The organism is Dyadobacter sp. CY312, assembly GCF_021390535.1.
Classification (GTDB): domain Bacteria; phylum Bacteroidota; class Bacteroidia; order Cytophagales; family Spirosomataceae; genus Dyadobacter.
In genome coordinates this window covers 12,470-33,925 of sequence record NZ_JAJUXG010000001.1, presented here as the reverse complement: position 1 = coordinate 33,925, position 21,456 = coordinate 12,470, and the positions used below count along the sequence as shown (strand labels likewise).

17 protein-coding genes are annotated in these 21,456 nt (G+C 43.3%); 7 read left to right on the top strand and 10 right to left on the bottom strand.

All coding sequences use genetic code 11. The features are described 5' to 3' along the window. Nucleotides 1–4: 4 nt before the first annotated feature. Nucleotides 5–3,394 carry a DEAD/DEAH box helicase gene (locus tag LZG71_RS00140; protein ID WP_233815984.1) on the bottom strand — a complete coding sequence of 1,130 codons (3,390 nt, stop codon included), beginning with the start codon at nt 3,392–3,394 and terminating at the stop codon, nt 5–7. Nucleotides 3,395–3,454: 60 nt separating this feature from the next. Next, on the bottom strand, nt 3,455–4,252 hold the full coding sequence (locus LZG71_RS00135; RefSeq protein WP_233815982.1) for a 5'-nucleotidase, lipoprotein e(P4) family: 798 nt from the start codon (nt 4,250–4,252) through the stop codon (nt 3,455–3,457). A 102-nt stretch (nt 4,253–4,354) separates the two neighbouring features. Here LZG71_RS00135 and LZG71_RS00130 point away from each other — a divergent pair, with 102 nt between their 5' ends. Next, nucleotides 4,355–4,801: an RpiB/LacA/LacB family sugar-phosphate isomerase gene (locus LZG71_RS00130; RefSeq protein WP_233815981.1), complete on the top strand. Its 447-nt coding sequence runs from the start codon at nt 4,355–4,357 to the stop codon at nt 4,799–4,801. Nucleotides 4,802–4,869: 68 nt separating this feature from the next. Further along, nucleotides 4,870–5,214: a hypothetical protein gene (locus tag LZG71_RS00125; RefSeq protein ID WP_233815980.1), complete on the top strand. Its 345-nt coding sequence runs from the start codon at nt 4,870–4,872 to the stop codon at nt 5,212–5,214. 52 nt (nt 5,215–5,266) lie between these two features. On the opposite strand, the gene LZG71_RS00120 is transcribed toward LZG71_RS00125, so the two are convergent. The 3 genes from LZG71_RS00120 to LZG71_RS00110 all read right to left on the bottom strand — a co-directional run bounded on the left by LZG71_RS00120 (nt 5,267) and on the right by LZG71_RS00110 (nt 7,674). Then, nucleotides 5,267–5,647 carry a VOC family protein gene (locus LZG71_RS00120; protein ID WP_233815979.1) on the bottom strand — a complete coding sequence of 127 codons (381 nt, stop codon included), beginning with the start codon at nt 5,645–5,647 and terminating at the stop codon, nt 5,267–5,269. A 29-nt stretch (nt 5,648–5,676) separates the two neighbouring features. Beyond that, nucleotides 5,677–6,987 (bottom strand): MFS transporter, encoded by a 1,311-nt coding sequence (locus LZG71_RS00115; RefSeq protein ID WP_233815978.1) that lies wholly within the window; start codon nt 6,985–6,987, stop codon nt 5,677–5,679. Between the two features lie 171 nt (nt 6,988–7,158). Then, nucleotides 7,159–7,674, bottom strand: coding sequence for a DinB family protein (locus LZG71_RS00110; protein WP_233815977.1), 516 nt, complete (start codon nt 7,672–7,674; stop codon nt 7,159–7,161). A 489-nt stretch (nt 7,675–8,163) separates the two neighbouring features. On the opposite strand from LZG71_RS00110, the gene LZG71_RS00105 reads away from it, so the two are divergent. Continuing rightward, entirely contained in the window at nt 8,164–10,425 is a 2,262-nt protein-coding gene (locus tag LZG71_RS00105) for a T9SS type A sorting domain-containing protein (protein ID WP_233815976.1), read from the top strand. 97 nt (nt 10,426–10,522) lie between these two features. Here LZG71_RS00105 and LZG71_RS00100 read toward each other — a convergent pair whose 3' ends face one another. Continuing rightward, entirely contained in the window at nt 10,523–10,921 is a 399-nt protein-coding gene (locus LZG71_RS00100) for a hypothetical protein (RefSeq protein WP_233815975.1), read from the bottom strand. Between the two features lie 290 nt (nt 10,922–11,211). Between LZG71_RS00100 and LZG71_RS00095 the strand changes: the two genes are divergently transcribed. Together LZG71_RS00095 and LZG71_RS00090 are read left to right on the top strand one after the other, a co-directional pair. After that, nucleotides 11,212–13,566 carry a mechanosensitive ion channel domain-containing protein gene (locus tag LZG71_RS00095; protein WP_233815973.1) on the top strand — a complete coding sequence of 785 codons (2,355 nt, stop codon included), beginning with the start codon at nt 11,212–11,214 and terminating at the stop codon, nt 13,564–13,566. 206 nt (nt 13,567–13,772) lie between these two features. Then, on the top strand, nt 13,773–14,225 hold the full coding sequence (locus tag LZG71_RS00090) for a hypothetical protein (protein WP_233815972.1): 453 nt from the start codon (nt 13,773–13,775) through the stop codon (nt 14,223–14,225). Nucleotides 14,226–14,355: 130 nt separating this feature from the next. Here the strand turns inward: LZG71_RS00090 and LZG71_RS00085 are convergent, their stop codons facing one another. Both LZG71_RS00085 and LZG71_RS00080 read right to left on the bottom strand, forming a co-directional pair. Beyond that, on the bottom strand, nt 14,356–15,711 hold the full coding sequence (locus tag LZG71_RS00085; protein ID WP_233815971.1) for a sensor histidine kinase KdpD: 1,356 nt from the start codon (nt 15,709–15,711) through the stop codon (nt 14,356–14,358). A 199-nt stretch (nt 15,712–15,910) separates the two neighbouring features. Beyond that, nucleotides 15,911–16,432, bottom strand: coding sequence for a DinB family protein (locus LZG71_RS00080; RefSeq protein WP_233815970.1), 522 nt, complete (start codon nt 16,430–16,432; stop codon nt 15,911–15,913). Nucleotides 16,433–16,615: 183 nt separating this feature from the next. Between LZG71_RS00080 and LZG71_RS00075 the strand changes: the two genes are divergently transcribed. Together LZG71_RS00075 and LZG71_RS00070 are read left to right on the top strand one after the other, a co-directional pair. Continuing rightward, nucleotides 16,616–17,260 (top strand): SDR family oxidoreductase, encoded by a 645-nt coding sequence (locus LZG71_RS00075; RefSeq protein ID WP_233815969.1) that lies wholly within the window; start codon nt 16,616–16,618, stop codon nt 17,258–17,260. A 181-nt stretch (nt 17,261–17,441) separates the two neighbouring features. After that, complete coding sequence (locus LZG71_RS00070; protein WP_233817292.1) at nt 17,442–18,677, top strand: DUF819 domain-containing protein; 1,236 nt, start codon at nt 17,442–17,444, stop codon at nt 18,675–18,677. Here the strand turns inward: LZG71_RS00070 and LZG71_RS00065 are convergent. Both LZG71_RS00065 and LZG71_RS00060 read right to left on the bottom strand, forming a co-directional pair. Next, entirely contained in the window at nt 18,674–20,248 is a 1,575-nt protein-coding gene (locus tag LZG71_RS00065; protein ID WP_233815968.1) for a DHA2 family efflux MFS transporter permease subunit, read from the bottom strand. The two genes, LZG71_RS00070 and LZG71_RS00065, sit on opposite strands and share 4 nt — an antisense overlap. 79 nt (nt 20,249–20,327) lie before the next feature. Further along, a complete protein-coding gene (locus LZG71_RS00060; RefSeq protein ID WP_233815967.1) occupies nt 20,328–21,428 on the bottom strand; it encodes an HlyD family secretion protein in 1,101 nt (366 codons plus the stop codon). Nucleotides 21,429–21,456 lie beyond the last annotated feature (28 nt).

Below are 21,456 nucleotides of genomic sequence, written 5' to 3'. Positions count from 1 at the left end.
AGTCTCATTTACCAATTAAACCAAGCAGATCTTTTCTGGTCAGGGATTTCAGAATCGAAACATCCGTTTTGACAAGATCGTCGGCGAGGTCTTTTTTGGATTCCTGTAAATCCATAATTTTCTCCTCTATGGTTCCCGGGCAAATGAGCCTCACAGCAATTACGTTCTTCTTTTGACCTATTCGGTAGCTTCTGTCAATTGCCTGGTTTTCGACCGCGGGATTCCACCACGGATCTACCAGGTACACGTAGTCAGCCTCAGTAAGATTTAGCCCTGTTCCACCAGCCTTCAGACTGATCAGAAACACGCGGATGTCCTCATTTTTCTGAAAATTATCAACTCTGGCTTCCCTGTCATTTGTCTGGCCTGTAAGATATTCAAACGCAATACCTCTTGTTTGCAACTCCTCTCTGATCAGGTTGAGCATGGTAACGAACTGCGAAAAGACAAGTATCTTATGTTGTGGTGACTTGGTCTCAATCTGGTCCATGAGTACCTCAATTTTTGCGGAAGCGTTTCCATAGTACAAATCGTCGTTCAACAATGCAGGTGAGTCACAAATCTGCCTCAATTTCGTTAAACCTTGCAACACATGCAGGCTTTCCCGCGGAATATCAATTTCCTGTGTCGTGTTGAGATAGGTATAAAACTCCTGCTCGTAAGCATTATACACCTTTCGCTGCTCATCACCCATTTCACAATACAGCACCATTTCTGTTTTTTCAGGAAGTTCGCTGGCAACCTGCTTTTTGGTTCTCCGCAGAATAAACGGATTGATTTTCCTTTGCAGTTCACGGGCCTTCTCGTAATCCTGAAACCGGTCTATCGGAACAGAATAGTAATTTCTGAACTGTGTTTTATTGCCAAGCAGCCCCGGGCATGCAAAGGAAAGCTGACCGTATAGATCGAAGGTATTGTTTTCTATGGGTGTACCTGTGAGTACGATTCTGTTTCTTGCAATTAACAGCCGTGCCGCTTTGTAGCGCTGAGAGTCCGGATTTTTTATGGATTGCGATTCGTCAAGAAGTATATAGTTAAACCTGTATTTTTTGAGGAAACCGATATCCGACAGCAGCGTTCCATAGGATGTAAGAATAATCTCGTACTGATCAAAATCGTGTATATCCTTCACCCTGCCGGCTCCATAAACAGTCATTATTTTTATGGAAGGTGCAAATTTAGCAACCTCCGCCTGCCAGTTGAAAATCAGTGAGGTGGGTACCACAATAAGGTTGGTATTGTGCGACTGTTTTGCTCTCTGGGACAAAATAAAAGCAATGATCTGGACCGTTTTTCCCAGACCCATGTCATCGGCAAGGCAACCTCCAAACCCAAAATCGTCAAGAAAGTTGAGCCAGTTTAACCCATCCTTCTGATAATCACGCAAAGTAGCTTCCAAACCCAACGGGACTGCTATCTCCTCAATAGATTCAAAATCTGCAAAGCGGGATTGGAAAAATGAAATTTGTTCACGGGCTTCACGCGTAAGTACCTCCGCTTCATACATCTCACCGATTGCCGCGAAGTTGATTTTAGCAGTTTGTATTGTTTCACCAACCACCTCACCCGCTTCAAAATAAGTCGTAAATTTTTCAATCCATTCGACAGGTAAAATGCCGGTGGTGCCGTCATCAAGCGCCACATATTTGCTGCGATTCTTTACAGCCTTGTGAAGGTTTTTCAAAGAAACCTTCTGCTTACCAAAATTGACATTTGCCGTTGTATCAAACCAGTTAATGCCACTGGAAACGTTCACTGTAACCTGTGCTTTATTAGCATTCAGTCTTTTTTTGGTAAGATTACTAAAGCCCATTACCTCAATGCCCTCGTCTTTCCATTTTGCAAAAGTTTCCAAAAACCAGTTCTCATCAAGCAGCGCGTTTTTGGGTAAGTAGAAAAAACTCTTGCCCAGCTGTTCCCCGAAATCGGGATGCTGACGCACAAGTGAAGAAGTGAAACGAATTTCCTCGTCCTCATCACGTAATACTGTGAATGGATTACCGTGTGAATCAATGGAATAAATCTGCTTTTTGGAGAAGACAGGCACTTCTGTCTGTCCGTATTTCATCACCGGGGTAATCATTACATAATTCCCGAAATCTTCCAGATAAATAATTTTTTCAGGATCTGTGTTGTACCCATTTCCCTCCCTCTGTGCCGCTGTTGCCGGTTTGAGGAACGAATAAGTAAGCTTGATACGGTTTTCCAGTTTGCTCAGTACGTTCAGTCTGAACTCCTCAAACTTGGACTGATGAATGACGATTTTCTGGTGATACTGTTTAAAAAACGAAATAACCCGCAACGCATCCACATTTTCGATCAGGTGAAGTGTATCCTGAATAAAAACGAAATACTCATACTTCACAACGATCTTTTCCAGATCAAGCGCTTTATCGTTCAGTATAAGCTTACCAGAAACTTCGAAGAAAACACCTTTCTTATCCACATTGACGTGAAGATCCATCACCGATTTTGACACGGAAACCGGCACAACAGATGCAGCGTTGATATTCTCCGATGCAGAAATGTTATGATAAAAGAAATCCAGCTGTCCCGGATTTGCGATTACAGATCTAAGCGCATCAATATCTGTCTCAGGTTTCTTTTCCCGGTGGTTGTTTTGAAATTTGGCAACAGCGGAAAGAAATTTCAGATTACCTGCCTCTTCGGCCTCCCAAATAACATCAAATGGATTTACGGCAGTTAATGGATTTTTTATCTTACCATCTTTGTTGATGGCTGCCTCGTAAAGTGATATCTGAAAATTGTCGTAATACTTGTGCTGGCCAATCACAACTACCCTCTTCACATGCTCGATCACCTCGGCTTTTGGCACGTCCGAAAAACCCGTAATTAGTTGGTTTTTAAGTATTGAAACCGTTTCAGGATTTATGGCTATCAAATCCTTGTCTCGTGGAGTTATGTTTAGTATCCTGTTCTGAAACTCCAGTTCAAAATATTGATCCAGATCCGCTTCATTTTCGAGTCCGTAATCTCTGGCTATAATTTCAATCCGTTCGTCACGATTTTTTCTATCAAAAAAGATCCGTAAATCTTTCTTTTCAAGCAAATTATATAAAACCCTTGACTGATGACTGCACAGCTTGGTCTTGGGAGAATTACAGGTGCAATTCACATGCAAGTCTGCTCCCAGCTGCCTCACCCTGACCTGTACCGGTTCGGCATAAGGAGGACTTACAACAAAAATGGCGTCATCTATCCTGATCATTTCCGGCTGCAAATCCAGAAAGCCACGCGCATCTGTTTCCGGCAGTTCTGCACTATTTTTCAGGATGATAGAATTAGATAAAGCAGCAACATTATATCCGTTTAATACAAAGTCCACCGACCTTATCTGTTCTTCATTTCTATCCTGGAAACCTGTTTCCTGCATGGTACTTACGCAATATTATGGGAGGACTTTACGGGGCAAATCGCACAATTCACCGACTGTTTAATAACTTTTCAAAACACTTTTCAAAACAGAATCTTTTTGTGCAGGCGTGAGGTCATAGCGATAATTATACAATGTGTTTTCCCAATCGCCGTAAACAGGATTTGGGAGCACTATAAACTTCCTGCCAAACTCAGATGCCGACAAAGCCGCGTTGTGGTTGCGTTCATCAGCTGGTTTCTTGTCAAATAAAGCGCTGAAATCTCCCAGATTATCACCAACAAGCATTACAATATCATACTTTTCGGCAATGACCTGCCTGCGTGGTTCCTTGGAAGAAACAGATGTTTTAAGAATCAGTTGTTCATTTACTGCATCCGGAAATCCCTTTTGGATCAGGTTTTCCAGTGTTCCCTTCCTCTCCGTTTCAGCACGATTGGTAAGATAAAATATCTTTACGCCTTTTGAAGAGGCATACTTAAAGAATAAAAGTGCTCCCGGAATGGTATCCGCTTTGGCAAGCGCAGTCCACTGCTCCCACGACTTTTGCTCATAATCCTTTCCAACCAACGATTGTTTCACATCGTAAGGGCTGTTGTCCAGCACAGTTTCATCAATATCGGTAACAATGGCGAGCGGTCGTGCCGGGGATTTGGACAGGGCTTCATCCAACCTTATTTTTGCAATGTTATAGGCCTGAAAACAGAGTGCATTGTATTCGGCTGCACGCTGTTGAAACACTGCCGTAAATAATTTCCCGTTAGCAGTGATGTGCTGAGGCGAAGAGGTGGATGTAGGCTGTCTGGCCGTGGAGCATGCTGTTACAAAAGCGATCAGAATAATAAAACCTTTTTTCATAGGACAAAGTAAGGGATAAAACTTAATAAAATTAACCAAATTGCATCCGGGAATTGCATCAAAAAGAGATGCGGTATTTGATCAAATTTAAAATTGACTTACATGAAAATTGGAATTGCAGCCGATCACGGCGGATATGAACTCAAAGTAGCGTTAAGAGATTTCCTGGTAGGACAAGGCCACCAGATACAGGATTTTGGCGCTTATGAGCTGAACAGTAAAGACGATTATCCTGACTTTGTCATACCACTTGCGGAAGCAGTCGCCAAGGGTGATGTTGAGCGTGGAATCGCTGTTTGCGGAAGTGGTGTAGGTGCATCCGTGGCTGCGAACAAGGTTGCGGGTGTCAGAGCAGCGCTTATCAACGATCATTTCTCCGCCCATCAGGGAGTTGAAGATGACGATCTGAATATACTTTGCCTGGGAGGCAGGGTAACAGGACCGATGGCTGCACAGGAACTGGTCGGTTCGTTCCTGAATGCCAGATTCACCGGCGAAGAGCGCCACAACAGAAGACTAGCCAAGGTGAAAAAGCTTGAACAACGCTGATTCGCTCCCATTTTTTGACGCTGGCATCATTATTTGAAAGGTGATTGTTCAAGCAAACCATGAAAATTATGAAAGCGATAAAAAATCTATTGATATTGACGTTGTTATCGGCACCGGTCGTTTCCTTTGCCCAGCAACAGGATACGGTTTATTATAAAAAGAAGGTAAAACGGACCACTACCACGACCAATCCTGCCGACATTATAAAGGATACGCTCAACAAGGATACCGGTCCAATATTGAACGACAATGGCAGTATCAGCACCACCGGAACTATTGACGGACGCAGCAGTACCGGCCGGAAGGGTTCAGATACTTTGACCAATTATTCAGTAAGAAAGAACAAAAAGGTATTCAGGAGCGGTGATGGAACAAAAGCAGATTCCACACGGAGAAAAAAGAAGAAACAGTAGTTACAAATACAATGAAAGGGGGAAAAGCACAAACTTCATTCCCCCTTTTCTCTTATGATTCTATCAGAGAAAGAATATTTCCCGCGGGATCCTTAAACCAGGCTATGTTCGGCCCATTGCCACGCATGATGTTGTCGTCATCTGTTTTCAAACCTGGCCAATCATAGCTTTCGAAACTAATTCCATGATCTTTAAGCTCTTTAACCGCTTCTTCAATGTTCTCAACAGGAAAATTCAGGACGGTGAATGTCGCCGGAATGTGATTTTCCTTCTCGTACAATATCACATTATTACCTCCCGCCAGATTTAACGTGAGCACAGGCATTTCTTCATCTTGCGTTACATCAACTTTCAGGAGATAGCCATAAAACTGTTTTGCTTTTTGCAGGTCGTTCACTGAAAACCCGCTGAATGCTTTCGAATTCCTGAACATAATTATGTGGTTTAAATGAATTTAAAAGATCAATCAACAATCTGCTTTTCCGGTACTTTGTAAAAACCTGAAAGTTTTTTGTAAGCACCGGACTGCATAGCCAGCAGGGTGATGATCAATCCTATCACACCTGTAACCGAAAATAATAATGCCAGACCACGATCCGTTCCGGTTCCAAACCATGTTCCTATCAGATCGACACCGGCTCCGGTCGTCATGAAAGGAATAAAAATAAACTTGGCAATAGGGCCAATCATGAATGCCGTTATGGGTGACGCGGCTTGTTCTATGCTTTGGGCGAAGCCAAAAACCCTGCCTTGTCTTGAAGGAGGAATTACTTTTTGAAGAATGGTCTGCTCCGAAGCTTCCACGACCGGAATCAGGCACATGTACACAAATAGACCTGCGGACAGCAAAACGATGGACGCCTTAATTGTAAAAAATATGCTCACTGTCCACATCAGAATGTTTGAATAAAACAATGTGCGCAGCGGACTTTTGCCGAGACCCACTTTTGCTACAACCAGGCCACCGACTATAAAGCCTAAACTGAGAAATCCCCACAGGACACCCCATACCTGAACAGAAACAAGGGACAAACCATAAGCGTCCATCAGAGACATGTATACGCCACCCAGGAAATTATTAAATGTGTTGAAGAAAATGAGCCCGAACAGTCCCGGTACGGCAGCCACTACCGCAATTGTACCGCGAATGTCGATACTGTCAAGGTGACTCTCGGTATGTACCACTTCCGGTTCTTCAATAGAGATCGTGAACAGATGCACCAAAACAAGCACACTGAGTACCAATGCCAGAATGAGCATCCAGAAAATTCCCAGAAAGCCGATGACCAGTCCACTGAAAATAGATGCGGCAAGAAATGAAACACCATTTGCAGTTCCTACAAGCCCGTTGGCCTTATCACGACCTTCCTCCGGAATCATGATGGTAACCACAGTGGAAAGTGCGATACTTCTTATATTGCCGGTTATGGCTCCCATAAGAATCAGAATGATGAAGATCCACAGGTTTATTCCGGAGGCATTGGCAAACTCACTTTCCGGTGTGACCAGGTATATCACAAGTGCCAGGACATATAGCGCCAACGACAGAACCCCCGAAATGATCATGGCTGTCTTTTTTCTGTATCGGTCTACAACAGAGCCAAGAAAGAAACCGGAAACTGCAACCGTGGCCAGATAAATGCCAGCCATGACCGATGTCGCAATCACTGATTTTGTCTGGAGGTATACCCAAAACGTCACTGCAAACCATACAAATGTATTTGTAAGTGAAGCTGCCAGAGAATTCGCGACCACAGAATAAAACGCCCTCATAAGTAAAATTGAAGTTCCGAATCAAAATTAGAAAACAATATCACTAAAATGAGAGGTTATATCGGACAATGTGTAGGGGCATAAATGACAATTAGGGCCTGCTCATAATGACGCTCCTGCCTTGATCTTTTAATCCGGCAGGAGCATGCCATAAAATACGGAAGCTGAATATTACCTGTCCCAGAAAGCGGGTGGCTCCACTCCTAACGCCCGGAGATATACATAAGCCTGTCCGCGGTGATGAATTTCGTTATCAATGAAATACAAAACACTGTTAATCACTGAATTTTCGTACATACCAAAAGCAGAATCAACTTCCTGAAAACGCTCAGGTTTCATAGCCGGCCATATTTCATTCATCTGGTCAGTGACTTTATCCCAAAGTACAAGCATCTCCCCTTTGGTAGCCGGAGCAATTGAGCTATGGTCCAGCGAAAGCCCTTCGTCTGTTTGCCAGTTGCCGGTAACAGCTCCACGGACTCCGGGTGCGGCTATGCCGATCAATTCCATAATGAGTTCTGCGAAGGACCTCATCCCGCCAATAGAGAATGTGTAAAAATGTTCTTCGGGAAAAGCTTCAATTGTTCTCCTTGTCAGCCGGCGATGGCCCTGCCAGTGATCCATTAAGGCCTCAGAAGTTATCACAGAAACTGAGGATACTGTTTGTTGCTCATTTAAGATTTCCATTGCTAAAAAATTTAAGATTGCTACTTATTTCAATGCAAAGGAAACAAGCCGGACTGACAGCCCTATGTCAGCAAGAATTCGAAATTTTATATTTTTTTTACCGAACCGCGTGACGAAAACGAACCTTGGTGGTACCAATGCATGAGCAGAAAAGTGAAGCGCGCAAAATTCAATTTGAAGAACCGTATGTTTTTGTAACTTTGTTTTTAATCAAAGATTACGTTTATTAGTATTAGAAATTTTGCTACATTCGCATTCTATTAAATTCTACAACCTTTAAATAATCAGCGAAAGCATGTAACCAGACGCAGTTTCTTGCTTAAAACCAGGCTGTCAGACAGCTATCTTCTTAGTGACTCCCCTCCCAACATCGTTCCATTTAGCCGAGATTCGAGACTTATCGAATGAATCCCGGAACGAATACCTTTTTTTTAATCAATAATTTCTAGTTCTTTATTACCCATTAATTAATAAACTTTTTGTCTTTGTATGAAAATTTTACTTAAACTGGCATTATCCGGAGGGATAGCAGTCTGTATGGCAGCGACTTCCCAAATGGTAATTGCATCCACGCCGGAAGGCAAAGAAAACACTACAGTAACCAGCGAAGTTGGCGCAGGCAAAACCGCAAATGATCCTGGTTACTCCTCTGATCCCTTAGGTCAGACACTTCAAATCAACAATCCTTACACGAACAATGCAGACAAACCTTTTACAATTGTAGAGGAATCTTACGAAGCGGCGGGACCTTTGGCGTCACAGGTATATTGTGGAGAACGCTATTGGGTACATGGAGAGGTGCTGGGGCACAACAGGGATAACGGCGAAATAAAAACCGAACTTATTGAAGGAAGAATTTACATTCGCCTTGACTCGCGTGAATGGGGCACTAACAGGATCACGAAAACCGAAATTCTTAAAGATTGGGGAACACTATTTCATACGATAGAAGGACGATTTCCAGTTGGCGAATGGGACGCCAGATTTAAGAGATGCCTTAACGGGGCTGACCCAAGCGCTTTTTTAAGTAATGGCATCCTTCAGGGTCCACAGGATGGTGGGATAAAATGTGGCAACTATATTTTTAAAGATGGCGATTTCATAGGTGCATTCCATAGATCAACAGATCCAAACCCAATAAAGGACATGCAATATGCTCGGATTCGTGATGGTCGACTGAGAGTTCAGCTCCACCAGTCCGGAACGACTTTCAATCCGGATGCATTAAGTTTTAACTTAATACTACAAACTGTAACAGGCGAAAATGGCAGCACAGTAAATCCAGCTTTCACACCCCTTACAGAACTCATGATAAAAAGCTGTTTCTGGGATCAACTTCCCGTCTACCCGGAACCAGACCCTATGCCAACCTGTAATACAGCTCCCACCATTGGTACCATCGGAAATACTACTCAGACAAGTCTGCAATATACATACAGCGGAAACGGTGTAACCTCAGTAAAATGGAAAATCAGACTTGCGTCCAACAATAATGAAGTGGCTTCGGGAACTTCTAACAGTACATCAAATACAATTACCTTTAACTCGCTGGCTTTCGGAGATTACAAACTTGAAATTGAGGGAAACAACTGTAAATCAGATATTAATTCAAGAAATTTCAAAATTGAGCCGCCAGTGGTGGTGGTACCTGACTGCCAAAACGGACCGTCTATCAGTAGCATTACGAACATCACGCCAAGCACTGCTGCAATTAACTTTGCCGGTACCAACCTGAGCGATTTTTCATGGAGAATCCTTAGCGGTAGCAATGTGGTTGGTTATGGAAAAACCGGTAAACTAAACACAAAAACTGCAAATGTGGAGTTCAATTACTTACCAGCTGCGAATTACACATTTGAATTGACTGCTCAGGATTGCAAGACAACTACGAAGCCAACGCAAACTTTTGCAGTACCGTCAGTAGCTGATAGCAGAACAAACTGTGACCGGGGACCATCTTTGGAGAGCATACAGGCTTCCAGTGAAACAGGACTAACCTTTAAGTTTGACGGAAATGGTGTGTACGGCATCGACTGGAAGATTATGCAAGGAGGTACCGTGATTCGGCAAAACAGAGTGAAACCTCAGAGCAACACACCTTACTTCGAATATCCATCACTGCAGAACGGAACTTACACATTGCAAATCCAGGGAGGTACGTGTACTTCTGACGTCACAGCCAGAACCTTCACTGTAAACAACTCATTACCAATTTACATTGCCAATTTTAAAGGAAATGTGGTTGAAAAAGGTGTTGAGCTTTCTTGGGAAGTTGTATCTGAAAAGAATGGAGAAGGATTTGAGATTCTACGTCTTGATGATCAGGCGAAGTCGAGCGAAGTGATCGGAAAAATATCTCTTACCGATAAGAAAACCGGAACGTACAAATTCGTTGACGAAGCACCATTGTTAGGAACAAACTACTATCAGCTAAAACAAATTGACCTGGATGGCAGCTTTATGAAAAGTAACATCATTTCGGTTACTCCAGGCATTATCACAGGAACCGTGGTAGCCCCAAATCCTGCGAGAGATTTTGTAAACATCCAGTTCTCTTCCCGCGCCGCGGGTACAGCCGATCTTGAAATTTACAATATTTCCGGAATCAAGATATCCACGTCGCAGCTAAGTATTAAAGAAGGCAAAAACAACCACCGGATTCCGGTTGGAAAGCTTTCGGAAGGCAATTACTTCATGAAGGTTTCACATGGCGGAGAATCTTCGAAACTAAGATTTATAAAAGCGAACTAGATATTCGTAAACCATTCTCTAAAAGAACGGCAGCCATGATTTCCATGGTTGCCGTTCCTTTTTTAAAATAGTACCTTCAGTTACAGGAAACTTTTCTTTAATTATTCCTTCCCAACTGGCCGTTTGAAGTTGTGTCTTCGCTGGTTCCCATTTTTTTATTCTTTTTCATCTTTCCCTTCCTTGCAGGCACCGAATCCTGCAACATATCGCTGGTTTTCATCTTCTTTCTGTTGCCGCGTATCAGCGTATCTTCCGATGGATTACCAGTTTGGGGCGTCTCAGGTGATGATGTCAGGGTGCCAGGTCTGTAAACAGGTTCCTGCTGAGGAGAAACGGGGGTAGTTGTAGGCGACGTTGGTGTTGGTTGCGTAGCCGGAACAGTGGTCGTTGGTGTAGTCGGCTGTGCTGGCTGCGGCGTTGTAGGTGTTGTAGTCTGGGCAAATGCGGCACCTGTTGTAAGGAATGTTGCAAGAGCCATTGCTGTGATATTTTTCATAACGAATATAGTTTAAAGTGTAAATGACGTTGATGCATTCATATCCTCAAATCCTGTTCCATCAAATTTAACATTTGACCAAAAAATCACTTAAACAGGCTCAGATGTGCTCAGCCACAAGCTTTGTTAATATTATGGCACAATTTGCAGCTGACTGATTCATAGCATTTTGTGGAAATTTTACACCGTATATTCCGAATTCAGAAGGTCGCTATATACGTTTTTGGGCAAACAATTTGTTGTGGTGGCACTATTTTTTGCGGAAGCGAGGCAATCCAATAGTCTCGTTTATGAAAGAATTCAGTATCGTTAAATTTGCCTTTGCATTTCTTGTCCAGTTTCTATTCGTTCAGCTGTTGACTCCTTCTCTGGGCATGTCTCACATGCAGCAGGACACCATTCCCGCCGGCGCTGGTAAAGTCATTCCGGACACACTTCTTTTCAGACTGGAAAAAGTACAGGCAGAGCTCGCGCAAATAAACGCCTCCAACAAAAAAGGGTATAATACGGGTAAAATAAGAAAGGAGCTTTCAAGTAATAAAACCAATCTGGATCAGATTACTGCTGCATTGCGCATCAGCAACCCGTTGCCCGCTTCCAAAGACCTGGTCAATTATCGGATCATGCTCACCGACATTCAGAAAAATACAGGACAGCTGCGCGACGCTCTTTCCAAATACAATTCGGACCTGCAACGCATGTCCGAGAATATCATTGGTTTTTCGGGTGATTCCCTGTTGAATATCGATGATCGTGACACCACGCAGAGAACACTCTATAACAGCCAGATTGCAGATCTTAAAAACCGCCTTCAAAAAACCGGAGAAGTAACTGTTGCTCATCTTGACACTCTGAGCCGGCTACTCGCAGATGCTTCTGCTATATACTTTTCGGCCAATGACGTACAGGTGACTATTGACGACTACCTGAAAGATGCAGACAACAATGTACTTCAGCAAGAGGCTGGCTACCTTTGGAAATCGCCCATTACGGACAAGTCGCAGAAAATGGCACGGATGATAAGGGTCTCCTACGCCGGACAGGATAAGATTTTACGATACTTTTTCAACTCCACGTGGGACAACCGCATTTTGTTACTTCTGATTGTTTCAGGCTTTTTTGCGTGGGTATATTTCAATTACCGACTCGTTCGAAAACCATACATGGCGGCACTTGCCGGTGATCTGAATTTCAGATTTATAAAGCCTGTCCCGATATTGGCATGTCTTGTTATTCTTTTCAACCTCACACCCCTTTTTGAGCCCAATTCCCCATCCATTTACATTGAGATGAATCAGTTCCTGCTGCTGATCACGCTCTCGCTTCTGTTTTATAAAACATTGGACAAAAGCAAAATGAAGTGGTGGATTATAATGGTGGCGCTTTATGTTGCTACCATTCTTTTCAACGTAATTGTTAATGATAGTCTTATTTTAAGGACAGGACTTATCGCGCTCAGCATCGCCTCAGTTTATATAGGAATTCGTTTTTATCGCAGGGCGGATATCACCAGCATTGGATCAGGCTACATTAAGCCCGTGATTGTAATTCATGTAATTCTTACTTTATTATCCGTCCTGCTCAATATTTTCGGAAGACTAAGCCTTGCCAAATCACTCAACATAACCGGCATAAGTGGTATCATCCAGCTTCTCAGTCTGGCGGTTTTCGTTCAGGTGGTAAGTGAGGCGCTAGAACTGCAAATAAAGGCGAGCGCCTGCTCTGGCGGGATCTTCTCCAAAATCAACATTTCCAGAACGCGGCAGTCATTAAAAAAGGGGCTTGCCTTTTTGTCGCTTTGGTTGTGGGGACTCGTTTTTTTGATAAACCTTAACATTGTGGGACCAGTTGGAAGACTCACAAGCCAAATTCTAGAAAAACAACGAACCATAGGAAGCCTTGCTTTCACATTTGAAAACATCCTGTTCTTCTCCATAACGATCTGGCTGGCCAATCTTTTACAGAAAAATATCGGTTTGTTTTTTGGTGAAGAAGACATGGACTTCACAAATAACAAGATTAGAAAGGGATCCAAAATGGCACTGGTTCGGCTGCTTGTCATTGTTATAGGCTTCCTTTTTGCGATTACAGTGTCGGGTGTTCCCCTGGATAAAATCACGGTGCTGCTTGGTGCCCTGGGTGTCGGTATCGGTCTGGGTCTTCAGACCATCATAAACAATTTTGTGTCAGGAATCATCCTGATATTCGAGCGGCCTTTCAGCATCGGGGACTATATTGAGCTTGCGGACAAAAAGGGAAAAGTTATGGAAATAGGTATCCGGGCAAGTAAAATGCTGACGCCACAGGGTTCCAGAATCATCATTCCAAATGGTGATCTGCTTTCCGGAAGGCTTGTTAATTATACCACCCATAATGCCAGATTAAAAATTGAACTGACCCTAAAAGTTAGCATCGAAGCAGATGTGGAGATGGTAAAGAAGTTGATTGGCGAGATCGTCAATAAAGGAGACGGAATTGTTAAAAAAGCTCCGAAACAGATTTTGTTCAACGCCTTAACAGTCGACAGCATTGAATTAAAAACACTTGTGTGGGTAAATGATGTGTATGCAGAGCCTACATTCCGTAGCTATTTCCTTGAACAGGTGTATCAGACTTTCCCTAAAAATGGAATTAAACTGATGTGAGTGCGGGTATGTGGTTACTCAGATTGTTGTTGCATCGGCTAGCAAGGAGGAGATCGTAAATTTCAAACACTGCATCATACAACTTATAGTTGTAAAGTGTAGAATTTTCATTAAAAACCAATAAGAATCTCTTAATTCTATTTTAATGGTCTGCTTATTGCAGTTGCATGTTTCAAAGGCATCGACTACTCTAACTATACATTCAAATGGACAGCGAAGGGCTATATATTGTTGCCAATTCGATTGAATTTCAACTTATCACATCGCGAATTTTTCAAAAAAATATTCCGCATGTTCCGATCCGGTTCTTTGGTGGGAGCAACGAACTTATCGACCTGCTTTCTGCTCCGGAAACCGAGCAGCTTCCTTCCGTTATTATTTTGGTAATGAACAATCCGGGTGCAGATGTTATTCAAATATTAGCCCGGCTTAAAAATCCGGTTGATCTAAATACGGAATATCTTAGAAGAATTCCGGTCATTATCCTGACCGGCGAAAAGTACAACTTAGAGGTAGCAGATTGTTACCGGGCTGGCGCTAACGCAGTATTAAGTAAGCCGGAAGACAAAGAAAAGCTAACCAAAACATTCGAATCCATTTGCGACTTCTGGATTAATATCAATAAGGGCCCGGAATTTCGCAGGCAAAGCCTGTTTTAGCCGTCTCAAATTGTAATCGTATTTGTCGCTATAAATGCGCGCCGTTTGAGAGGAATTTCATTGAAATCAGGTACAGCTCTCGTGAATAAAAACCTTGATGGAATCCTGATTGAGAAGTAACATGATGAAATCAGGTCACCATTGCGCTTGCATCCTCGCTAACAGGAATTGAAATATAGAAGCAGGTGCCCCCCTGAGCAACATTCTCATACCAGATACTGCCATTCTGAGCCGTCATATACTCGCGACATAAAAGCAAACCTAGCCCTACCCCCTTTTCTCCTTTGGTACCGTAAGTAGACTTTGCATTCAGTGAAAACAACTTATCACGACGCTCTGCCGGGATACCAATGCCTGTGTCTTTTATGCTAATTACACACTCTTTGTTACTACACTTCGCCCTGACCATGATACTGCCGCCTGGCGCAGTAAATTTGATAGCGTTCCCGATAAAGTTGCGTACTACCAGCTGCATCATTTCCCTGTCGGCAAACACGATATGATCGGGTTCAAAGTAGTAATCCAGTTCTATTCCTTTTAATGCTGCAGCGGAAACTTCAAGCAAAAGCGTACTTTCCAAAAGCCCGGACAACTCCATATATTCAGGATTGACGACCATGCCGTGAGACTGAGATTTGGACCAGGCCAAAAGTTTGGAAAGCATCGACAAAGTTTCCTTGGTTGCATTCAACAGGTCTTTTTCAATCTCAGCTTTCTGATTTTCGTCCAGTTCAAAATCCCCCAGTACCTCCAGATAATTCTGAATGTTGGCCAAAGGCGACCTCAGGTCATGAGCCACTATTGACATCAACTTGTTCTTCTGCGCGTTGAGCTTTTCCAATTCTTCGTTCTGCCGCAGGATAAGGTGATTCTTCTGCTGAATCGCCAGCGTTTTTTCGATCGCCGACTGCTTTTCCATCTCATATCCCCGCCTGATGTAGTCCATACAGAAAAATGCAATAATCGCGATCACGAGGTACGCCGAGGCCTGGTCCAAAAACTGGTTGAACCTGTTGTCGTATGTATCGGGCACGTATTCCGGATTATAATACTCAAAACAGTACAACGCGAGTACAATCAGGACATTGAACGGTATCCATATCTTGTATTGATTGACAGGGTTAATCCCAATCGTAATAAGCAGGAACAACAGAAAAAACAGCGCTGTGGGTCCGTTTATACCAGAATTCAGGAAATAGTTTAAAAAAAACAAGGCAAGCCCTACGAAGTTGGTTACAAGAACACTAAGAGAAGTATTGCCTTTGAATCTTGAATTATAATACAACCCTGCTACTATCAGCATCATCACCAGACTGACTACACTGACAGTAGGAAGCCCGACAAAAAAATTGAAAGGAATATTATACCCCAGACCAAAAATCGATATGATACAAACGGAATGAAAAATACGCGCATGAAGCGGAAACGCCGTTGTATCGCCGGATAACCTGATCCAGTATTTTTGAAGTCCTGACGTGGGTAGCAAGAGAGTTGGCTTAGTATAAGCACAAAGATAACCTCACTCACTATGAAATCTACAACAAATAGTAAAAATATATTGCCTAAATGTAGAATCAGTTGTACAACTAATTAATTTAATCCAACATAATATATGATAAAGAATAGTTAATAAAACATAGAAGAACATTTACCCTTTCAGAAAGGCGTTGATTGTTAAATAACAACTACAAAACCAGTGGAAAATATCTCTCCTCAATGATGCGCATGTGGTGAATAGAATGCCCGATAATAACGAATGCCAGCGCCAGAGCCGAGATTTCACTCTTGTAAGCCACACCACTTCTCAACATCATTTCATCATTCATTCCTCTGAAAAGGGATATTGTAGACAATCTTATCTCATTAAATTCCAGCATTAAGTCAGCAACCGTACGATTAGCCGCGTTGGTGTTGGCCGCAAACAACTCTTCATCGTAACCCGGAAGTACAGTCTTGTCATTTCGGGAGAAACGGAGCGCACGATAAGCCATGATGCGTTCATTATCAATTACGTGCTGCAAAATATCTTTTACGGTCCATTTACCCGGTTGATAAACCCTGTCTCCAACTTCGGAAATCTTGGGAATATTAGAATAGATAGAATCAGGTGCATAAAGCTGAAAGGCTTCAAGGATGTCAATGTCATCAACAATATTAATGTATCTGTCAAAAAACGCAGGCATCGGGGAAATAGCAGACTTTTTCATGGTTAAATGTTTTAAGATTACCCAACTGAATCAGTACCGAAACAGCTCTTACTGATTGGGTTGATTCTGCTAAAATATAAAATTCGCTGATTACAGGCTCGAAAGGGAATTTTTTAAAACAATAATATGTCCTGATTGTAGTTAGATTATGGTTAAAGTCCTTAAAAAACGGATTATTATTATATGAACAAATCGATTTTAATTATAGGTGCGGGTCCTGGTTTTAGCACAGGAGTTGCCGAAAAGTTTGGTTCGGAGGGTTATAGCGTGGGCTTGGTTAGTAGAAATGCAGAGAAGCTTCAATCGCTCTCGGACCAGCTAAGTAGAAAGGGCATAACGAACTATTATGCAGTAGCCGATGCCAGCATTCAGTCAGAACTTGAACATGCGATTACGGATCTGAAAACAAAGTTAGGCGGCGTGTCCGTTTTACTTTATAATGCGGCAGCATTAAAGAATAAGGACATCTGGACGGAAACAACCGATGATCTTGTACAGGATTTCAAGCTTAATGTGGCGCATGCATTGTATAGTGCGCAAATTTTGCATGACGATCTGAAAAACAATCAGGGAGCGATTCTGTTGACTGGTGGAGGTTTGTCTAAAAATCCCAATCCACAATACGGCTCTCTGGCACTTGGAAAAGCAGGAACATTGAATCTTGCTTTGCAGCTAAACAAAAGGCTTAAAGCAGACGGGATTTTTGCAGGGACCATTACAATTAATGGTTTTATACGTCCTTTCAGTCCTACACACTCTCCAGAGATTCTTGCAGAAAAGCTTTGGAGGTTATTTCAGAATCGTACGGATGCGGAAGTGCAGCATTGATTTCACAAGTATCTAGTCGGGAGTTTAAAGTATACAACTGCTGTAAAATTAAGAGACGGGTGGGTGTTCCAGCGAATTGGAGCACTCACTCGTTTCTTATTTACGCGCTTAGCCGTAATTTTTGACACAATCCCGAAAAACGATACTATTTTTACCCATTCCCGAATTTGAACCTTCTGAGATGATCAGTAACGACGCGACTGTACTAGGCTTACTCATGGTAATCCTTGCCATCATATTTTATACCGCTTCATTGCCCGGCAAAGGTTGGCAGCGATTTTACAGTATCATCCCTCCTTTGCTACTTTGCTATTTCATACCAGGTTTGCTCAACTCGATTGGTATAATCAATGGCGTAACATCCCAGCTTTATCCGGTGGTTTCACGTTACCTGCTCCCTGCTTGTCTGGTTCTTTTCACGATTGGAATGGATTGGAAATCGCTGACCAAACTTGGTCCGCAGGCGCTCATTGCTATGCTCGTTGGAACAGTTGGCATCATGCTTGGCGGACCGATTGCTTTATGGATTGTCGGCTCAGTTAGTCCGGATACCGTTGCAGGTGAAGGCGCGGATGCCGTTTGGCGGGGACTGGCGACCATCGCAGGCAGCTGGATCGGCGGGGGGGCCAATCAGACCGCTTTACGTGAGGTATTTCAGCCGAGCGACAAACTTTTCTCTCAGATGGTTGCTGTGGACGTGCTTATTGCCGAACTATGGATGGCCTTCCTGATTTATGGTGCAGGAATATCGGGTAGAATTGATAGCTGGCTGAAAGCAGATAGCCGTGAAATTGACGCAGTGAAAGCGCATATGGATTCTGAAAATAATGCGAATCTGCGAATCCCGGCCATGCGTGACTATATTTATCTGGCTGCCGTAGGTTTTGGCGCAACAGGAATTGCGCATGCGTTGGCAGAAATCATTACGCCCTATTTATCGGAAAATTATCCTTCGCTGGAAAAATACAGCCTCACCTCAAACTTCTTTTGGGTAATCGGTATTGTCACTTTTATTGGTATTGCATTGTCAGCTACGCCGCTACGCAAGCTGGAATATGCAGGAGCTTCCAAAATGGGAACTGTCTTTCTTTATATTCTGATTGCGACCATTGGAATGCAAATGGACCTGGGCGCCGTTGCCGACAACCCGGGTCTGTTTGCTATTGGTTTCATATGGATTCTAATCCACGCAATCATTCTAATTGTAGTATGCCGCCGGCTCAAAATCCCGTTTTTCTTTCTGGCTGTGGGAAGCCAGGCCAATGTTGGAGGTTCTGCCTCAGCTTCGGTGGTAGCGGCATCTTTTCATCCTTCACTGGCTCCGGTCGGCGTTTTGCTTGCCATCCTGGGCTATGCCATTGGCACCTACGGTGGTTACCTCACAGCACTCATGATGCAGTGGATCAGCGAGGGTTAATGAACCGCTGATGTATCCACTTTACCTTTCCCACTTCTGGTCCACAATACAAATGGTACACAGATCAGGAACAGAATACCGAGATAAAGAAATACATCCATATACGACATCACCATTGCCTGCTTCGTAACACCAAGATCCATAATCTTGTATCCGCTTTTCAGCGCAATATCAGGTGCCATTCCTTTTGCCATAAAACTGTGTTGAAGTCCTTCAACTCGTTGTTGCACCACCGGATTATTTACATCCAGCTTACTTACCAGATCGTTGCGGTGAAGCATGTTTTGACGCGCAATGAAAGTAGTGATCACAGCAACACCAAACGAGCCTCCCAACTGGCGCATCATCCCTGTAAAGGCAGCACCCTCTCCTATTTCTCTTCCTTTAAGGGTAGATAACGCAAGAGTGGAAATCGGTACAAAAAGCAGCCCCAAACCAATACCGCGGACAATGAGCATATTAAAAAACGCATCTTTTCCGGTATCAGGTGTCAGGATTAAATATCCCCAATAGCTGTAAATAAAGAAGAATATCATCCCAATCGCTACCAGATATTGCTGCTTAACCCCACGTTGCAGAAGTTGTCCAACCACAGGCATCATCATGGCCGTTACAATAGCAGCCGGAACCATGAGCATACCCGACTGTGTCGCAGTCCAGCCCAAAGTAGCTTGTGTGTAAAGCGGGATAATGAAGGTTGATCCATACAATCCAAATCCTAAGATGAAGGAAAGTACTGTTCCAACACGAAGATTTCCATTTTTCAAAACCCTGAGATTTACAATCGGATTTTTGTAGGTAAGCTCGCGCCAGATAAAGAAGAAAAAGCCTAAAATAGCTGTTCCTGTTAAAACAGTGATGATCTCGTCATTAAACCAGTCTTCCTCCTGTCCTTTTTCCAAAACATATTGCAAAGAACCGACCGCAACGGCAAGCAACACAATACCCCAATAATCAATTTCACTTGCTGACTTTTTCTCTGAATACTTGGGACTTCTTACAAATTGTAGTGTCAGCAGTGCAGCAATAATTCCAAGCGGAATATTGATGTAAAATATATAAGGCCAGCTGTAATTATCCACAATGTAACCTCCAAGCGGCGGCCCCAGTGTAGGTCCTACAATTACACCCAATCCATAAATAGCCTGCGCAATACCCCGTTTTTCGGGTGGGTAACTTTCAGTGATGAGCGTTTGAGCCGTAACCAGCAAGGCGCCACCACCAAATCCCTGAATGAGTCGAAAAAAGACCAGTTCCCAGATATTATCAGCATTTCCGCAAAGGAAAGAACTTACTGTAAAAATGATGATTGATGCCGCAAAATAGTTACGGCGGCCAAACTGCTGCGACAACCAGCTTGTCATCGGAACAATAATCACATTACCAATCGCATAAGCGGTAATTACCCAGCTCACTTCCGACAAAGTTCCTCCCAGGTTACCCCGCATGTCGTTCAGCGCAACATTCACGATGGTGGTATCCACAATTTCGAGAAGTGCACACAACACAGCCGTAAGCGTAATGATAACCCTCCGGAAGCCGTATTCAACCAACGATTCCTGTAATTCCATTTGGTATAATTTTAGCGTTAGTTTACAGAAACTGGCATATCCGCACTACTGTAAACTAAAAACTGTTTACTTTTTTAAATTAATCCAGCAACACATCCACGAATACGTTCATACCCGGGCGAAGCTCTGCGATAAACTCACCTTTTGACTCTTCAAATTCAATACGGACCGGAAGTCGCTGAACCACTTTTACAAAATTTCCGCTCGCATTGTCAGGAGGAAGCAGGGCAAACCTAGCACCTGTTGCCGGAGAAAACGAAGTTACTTTTGCATCAAATTCATGGTCAGGATAGGCATCCACGTGAATTTTAACTTTTTGTCCAAGCTTCATTTTGGTAAGTTGCGTTTCCTTAAAGTTGGCAACTACCCAAGGTTTATGTGTTGAAATGATGCTGAAAAGTGATTGTCCTGCCTGTAAAAACTGCCCTGGTTGTGCGTTCACTTTTGACACTCTTCCATCCGTTGGAGCGGTGATAACCGTGTATGACAAATTCAATTCTGCATTGGCAATTTCTGCCTGACGCGCTTTGATGGTTGCATTCGCAATGGATGTTTGTCTGGAAGTAGCCTGTGTTTGAGAACTTGCTGCTTTTGCCTGACGTTCCGCTGCGGTTTTCTGCGCTTCCAATACGGCTAGCTGGCGTTCCGCTTTCTGTTTCGTTGCCTGAGCCTGCTCAAATTCCTGCTGAGTAATCGAATGGTCGCGGATCAGATTTTCGTAGCGGGTAAAATCCTGATTGGCTCTCCATACATTCACCTTCGCTTCTTCGATCTGCGCTGCCACTACCGAAACATTTGCCTGATACGTAATTCCCGTTGCTGCCGAAGCCGTAGTAGATGCATTGGCAGCGGTAAGGTTTCCTTCCGAACCGGCCAGACCAGCCCTCGCCTGTTCCAGTTTGATGATCTGATCCCTGTTGTCGAGCACAAGTAAAGTATCCCCTTTTTTCACTGCCTGATTATCCTTCACACGGATCTCAGTTACGTAGCCGGATATACGCGGGATAACAGGGCTGATGTCTGCGTCGATCTGAGCATCATCCGTTTCTTCGTGATGCAGACCATGGTTGTATTTCATATAACCCCACGTTCCTCCACCGATTACAAGGAGAGCCAGGATGATGACGAAGGTGAAACTTTTCTTTTTAGGTTCTTCTGCGGTATTCTGATTGGTTTCCATATTTTTTATGAATAGAATGTTCTTGAAA

What these genes read in the sequence shown, in the direction of transcription:
- LZG71_RS00140 (WP_233815984.1), bottom strand. Translation starts at nt 3,394, where the DNA reads ATGCAGGAAACAGGTTTCCAGGATAGAAATGAAGAACAGATAAGGTCG.
- LZG71_RS00135 (WP_233815982.1), bottom strand. Translation starts at nt 4,252, where the DNA reads ATGAAAAAAGGTTTTATTATTCTGATCGCTTTTGTAACAGCATGCTCC.
- LZG71_RS00130 (WP_233815981.1), top strand. Translation starts at nt 4,355, where the DNA reads ATGAAAATTGGAATTGCAGCCGATCACGGCGGATATGAACTCAAAGTA.
- LZG71_RS00125 (WP_233815980.1), top strand. Translation starts at nt 4,870, where the DNA reads ATGAAAGCGATAAAAAATCTATTGATATTGACGTTGTTATCGGCACCG.
- LZG71_RS00120 (WP_233815979.1), bottom strand. Translation starts at nt 5,647, where the DNA reads ATGTTCAGGAATTCGAAAGCATTCAGCGGGTTTTCAGTGAACGACCTG.
- LZG71_RS00115 (WP_233815978.1), bottom strand. Translation starts at nt 6,987, where the DNA reads ATGAGGGCGTTTTATTCTGTGGTCGCGAATTCTCTGGCAGCTTCACTT.
- LZG71_RS00110 (WP_233815977.1), bottom strand. Translation starts at nt 7,674, where the DNA reads ATGGAAATCTTAAATGAGCAACAAACAGTATCCTCAGTTTCTGTGATA.
- LZG71_RS00105 (WP_233815976.1), top strand. Translation starts at nt 8,164, where the DNA reads ATGAAAATTTTACTTAAACTGGCATTATCCGGAGGGATAGCAGTCTGT.
- LZG71_RS00100 (WP_233815975.1), bottom strand. Translation starts at nt 10,921, where the DNA reads ATGAAAAATATCACAGCAATGGCTCTTGCAACATTCCTTACAACAGGT.
- LZG71_RS00095 (WP_233815973.1), top strand. Translation starts at nt 11,212, where the DNA reads ATGAAAGAATTCAGTATCGTTAAATTTGCCTTTGCATTTCTTGTCCAG.
- LZG71_RS00090 (WP_233815972.1), top strand. Translation starts at nt 13,773, where the DNA reads ATGGACAGCGAAGGGCTATATATTGTTGCCAATTCGATTGAATTTCAA.
- LZG71_RS00080 (WP_233815970.1), bottom strand. Translation starts at nt 16,432, where the DNA reads ATGAAAAAGTCTGCTATTTCCCCGATGCCTGCGTTTTTTGACAGATAC.
- LZG71_RS00075 (WP_233815969.1), top strand. Translation starts at nt 16,616, where the DNA reads ATGAACAAATCGATTTTAATTATAGGTGCGGGTCCTGGTTTTAGCACA.
- LZG71_RS00070 (WP_233817292.1), top strand. Translation starts at nt 17,442, where the DNA reads ATGATCAGTAACGACGCGACTGTACTAGGCTTACTCATGGTAATCCTT.
- LZG71_RS00065 (WP_233815968.1), bottom strand. Translation starts at nt 20,248, where the DNA reads ATGGAATTACAGGAATCGTTGGTTGAATACGGCTTCCGGAGGGTTATC.
- LZG71_RS00060 (WP_233815967.1), bottom strand. Translation starts at nt 21,428, where the DNA reads ATGGAAACCAATCAGAATACCGCAGAAGAACCTAAAAAGAAAAGTTTC.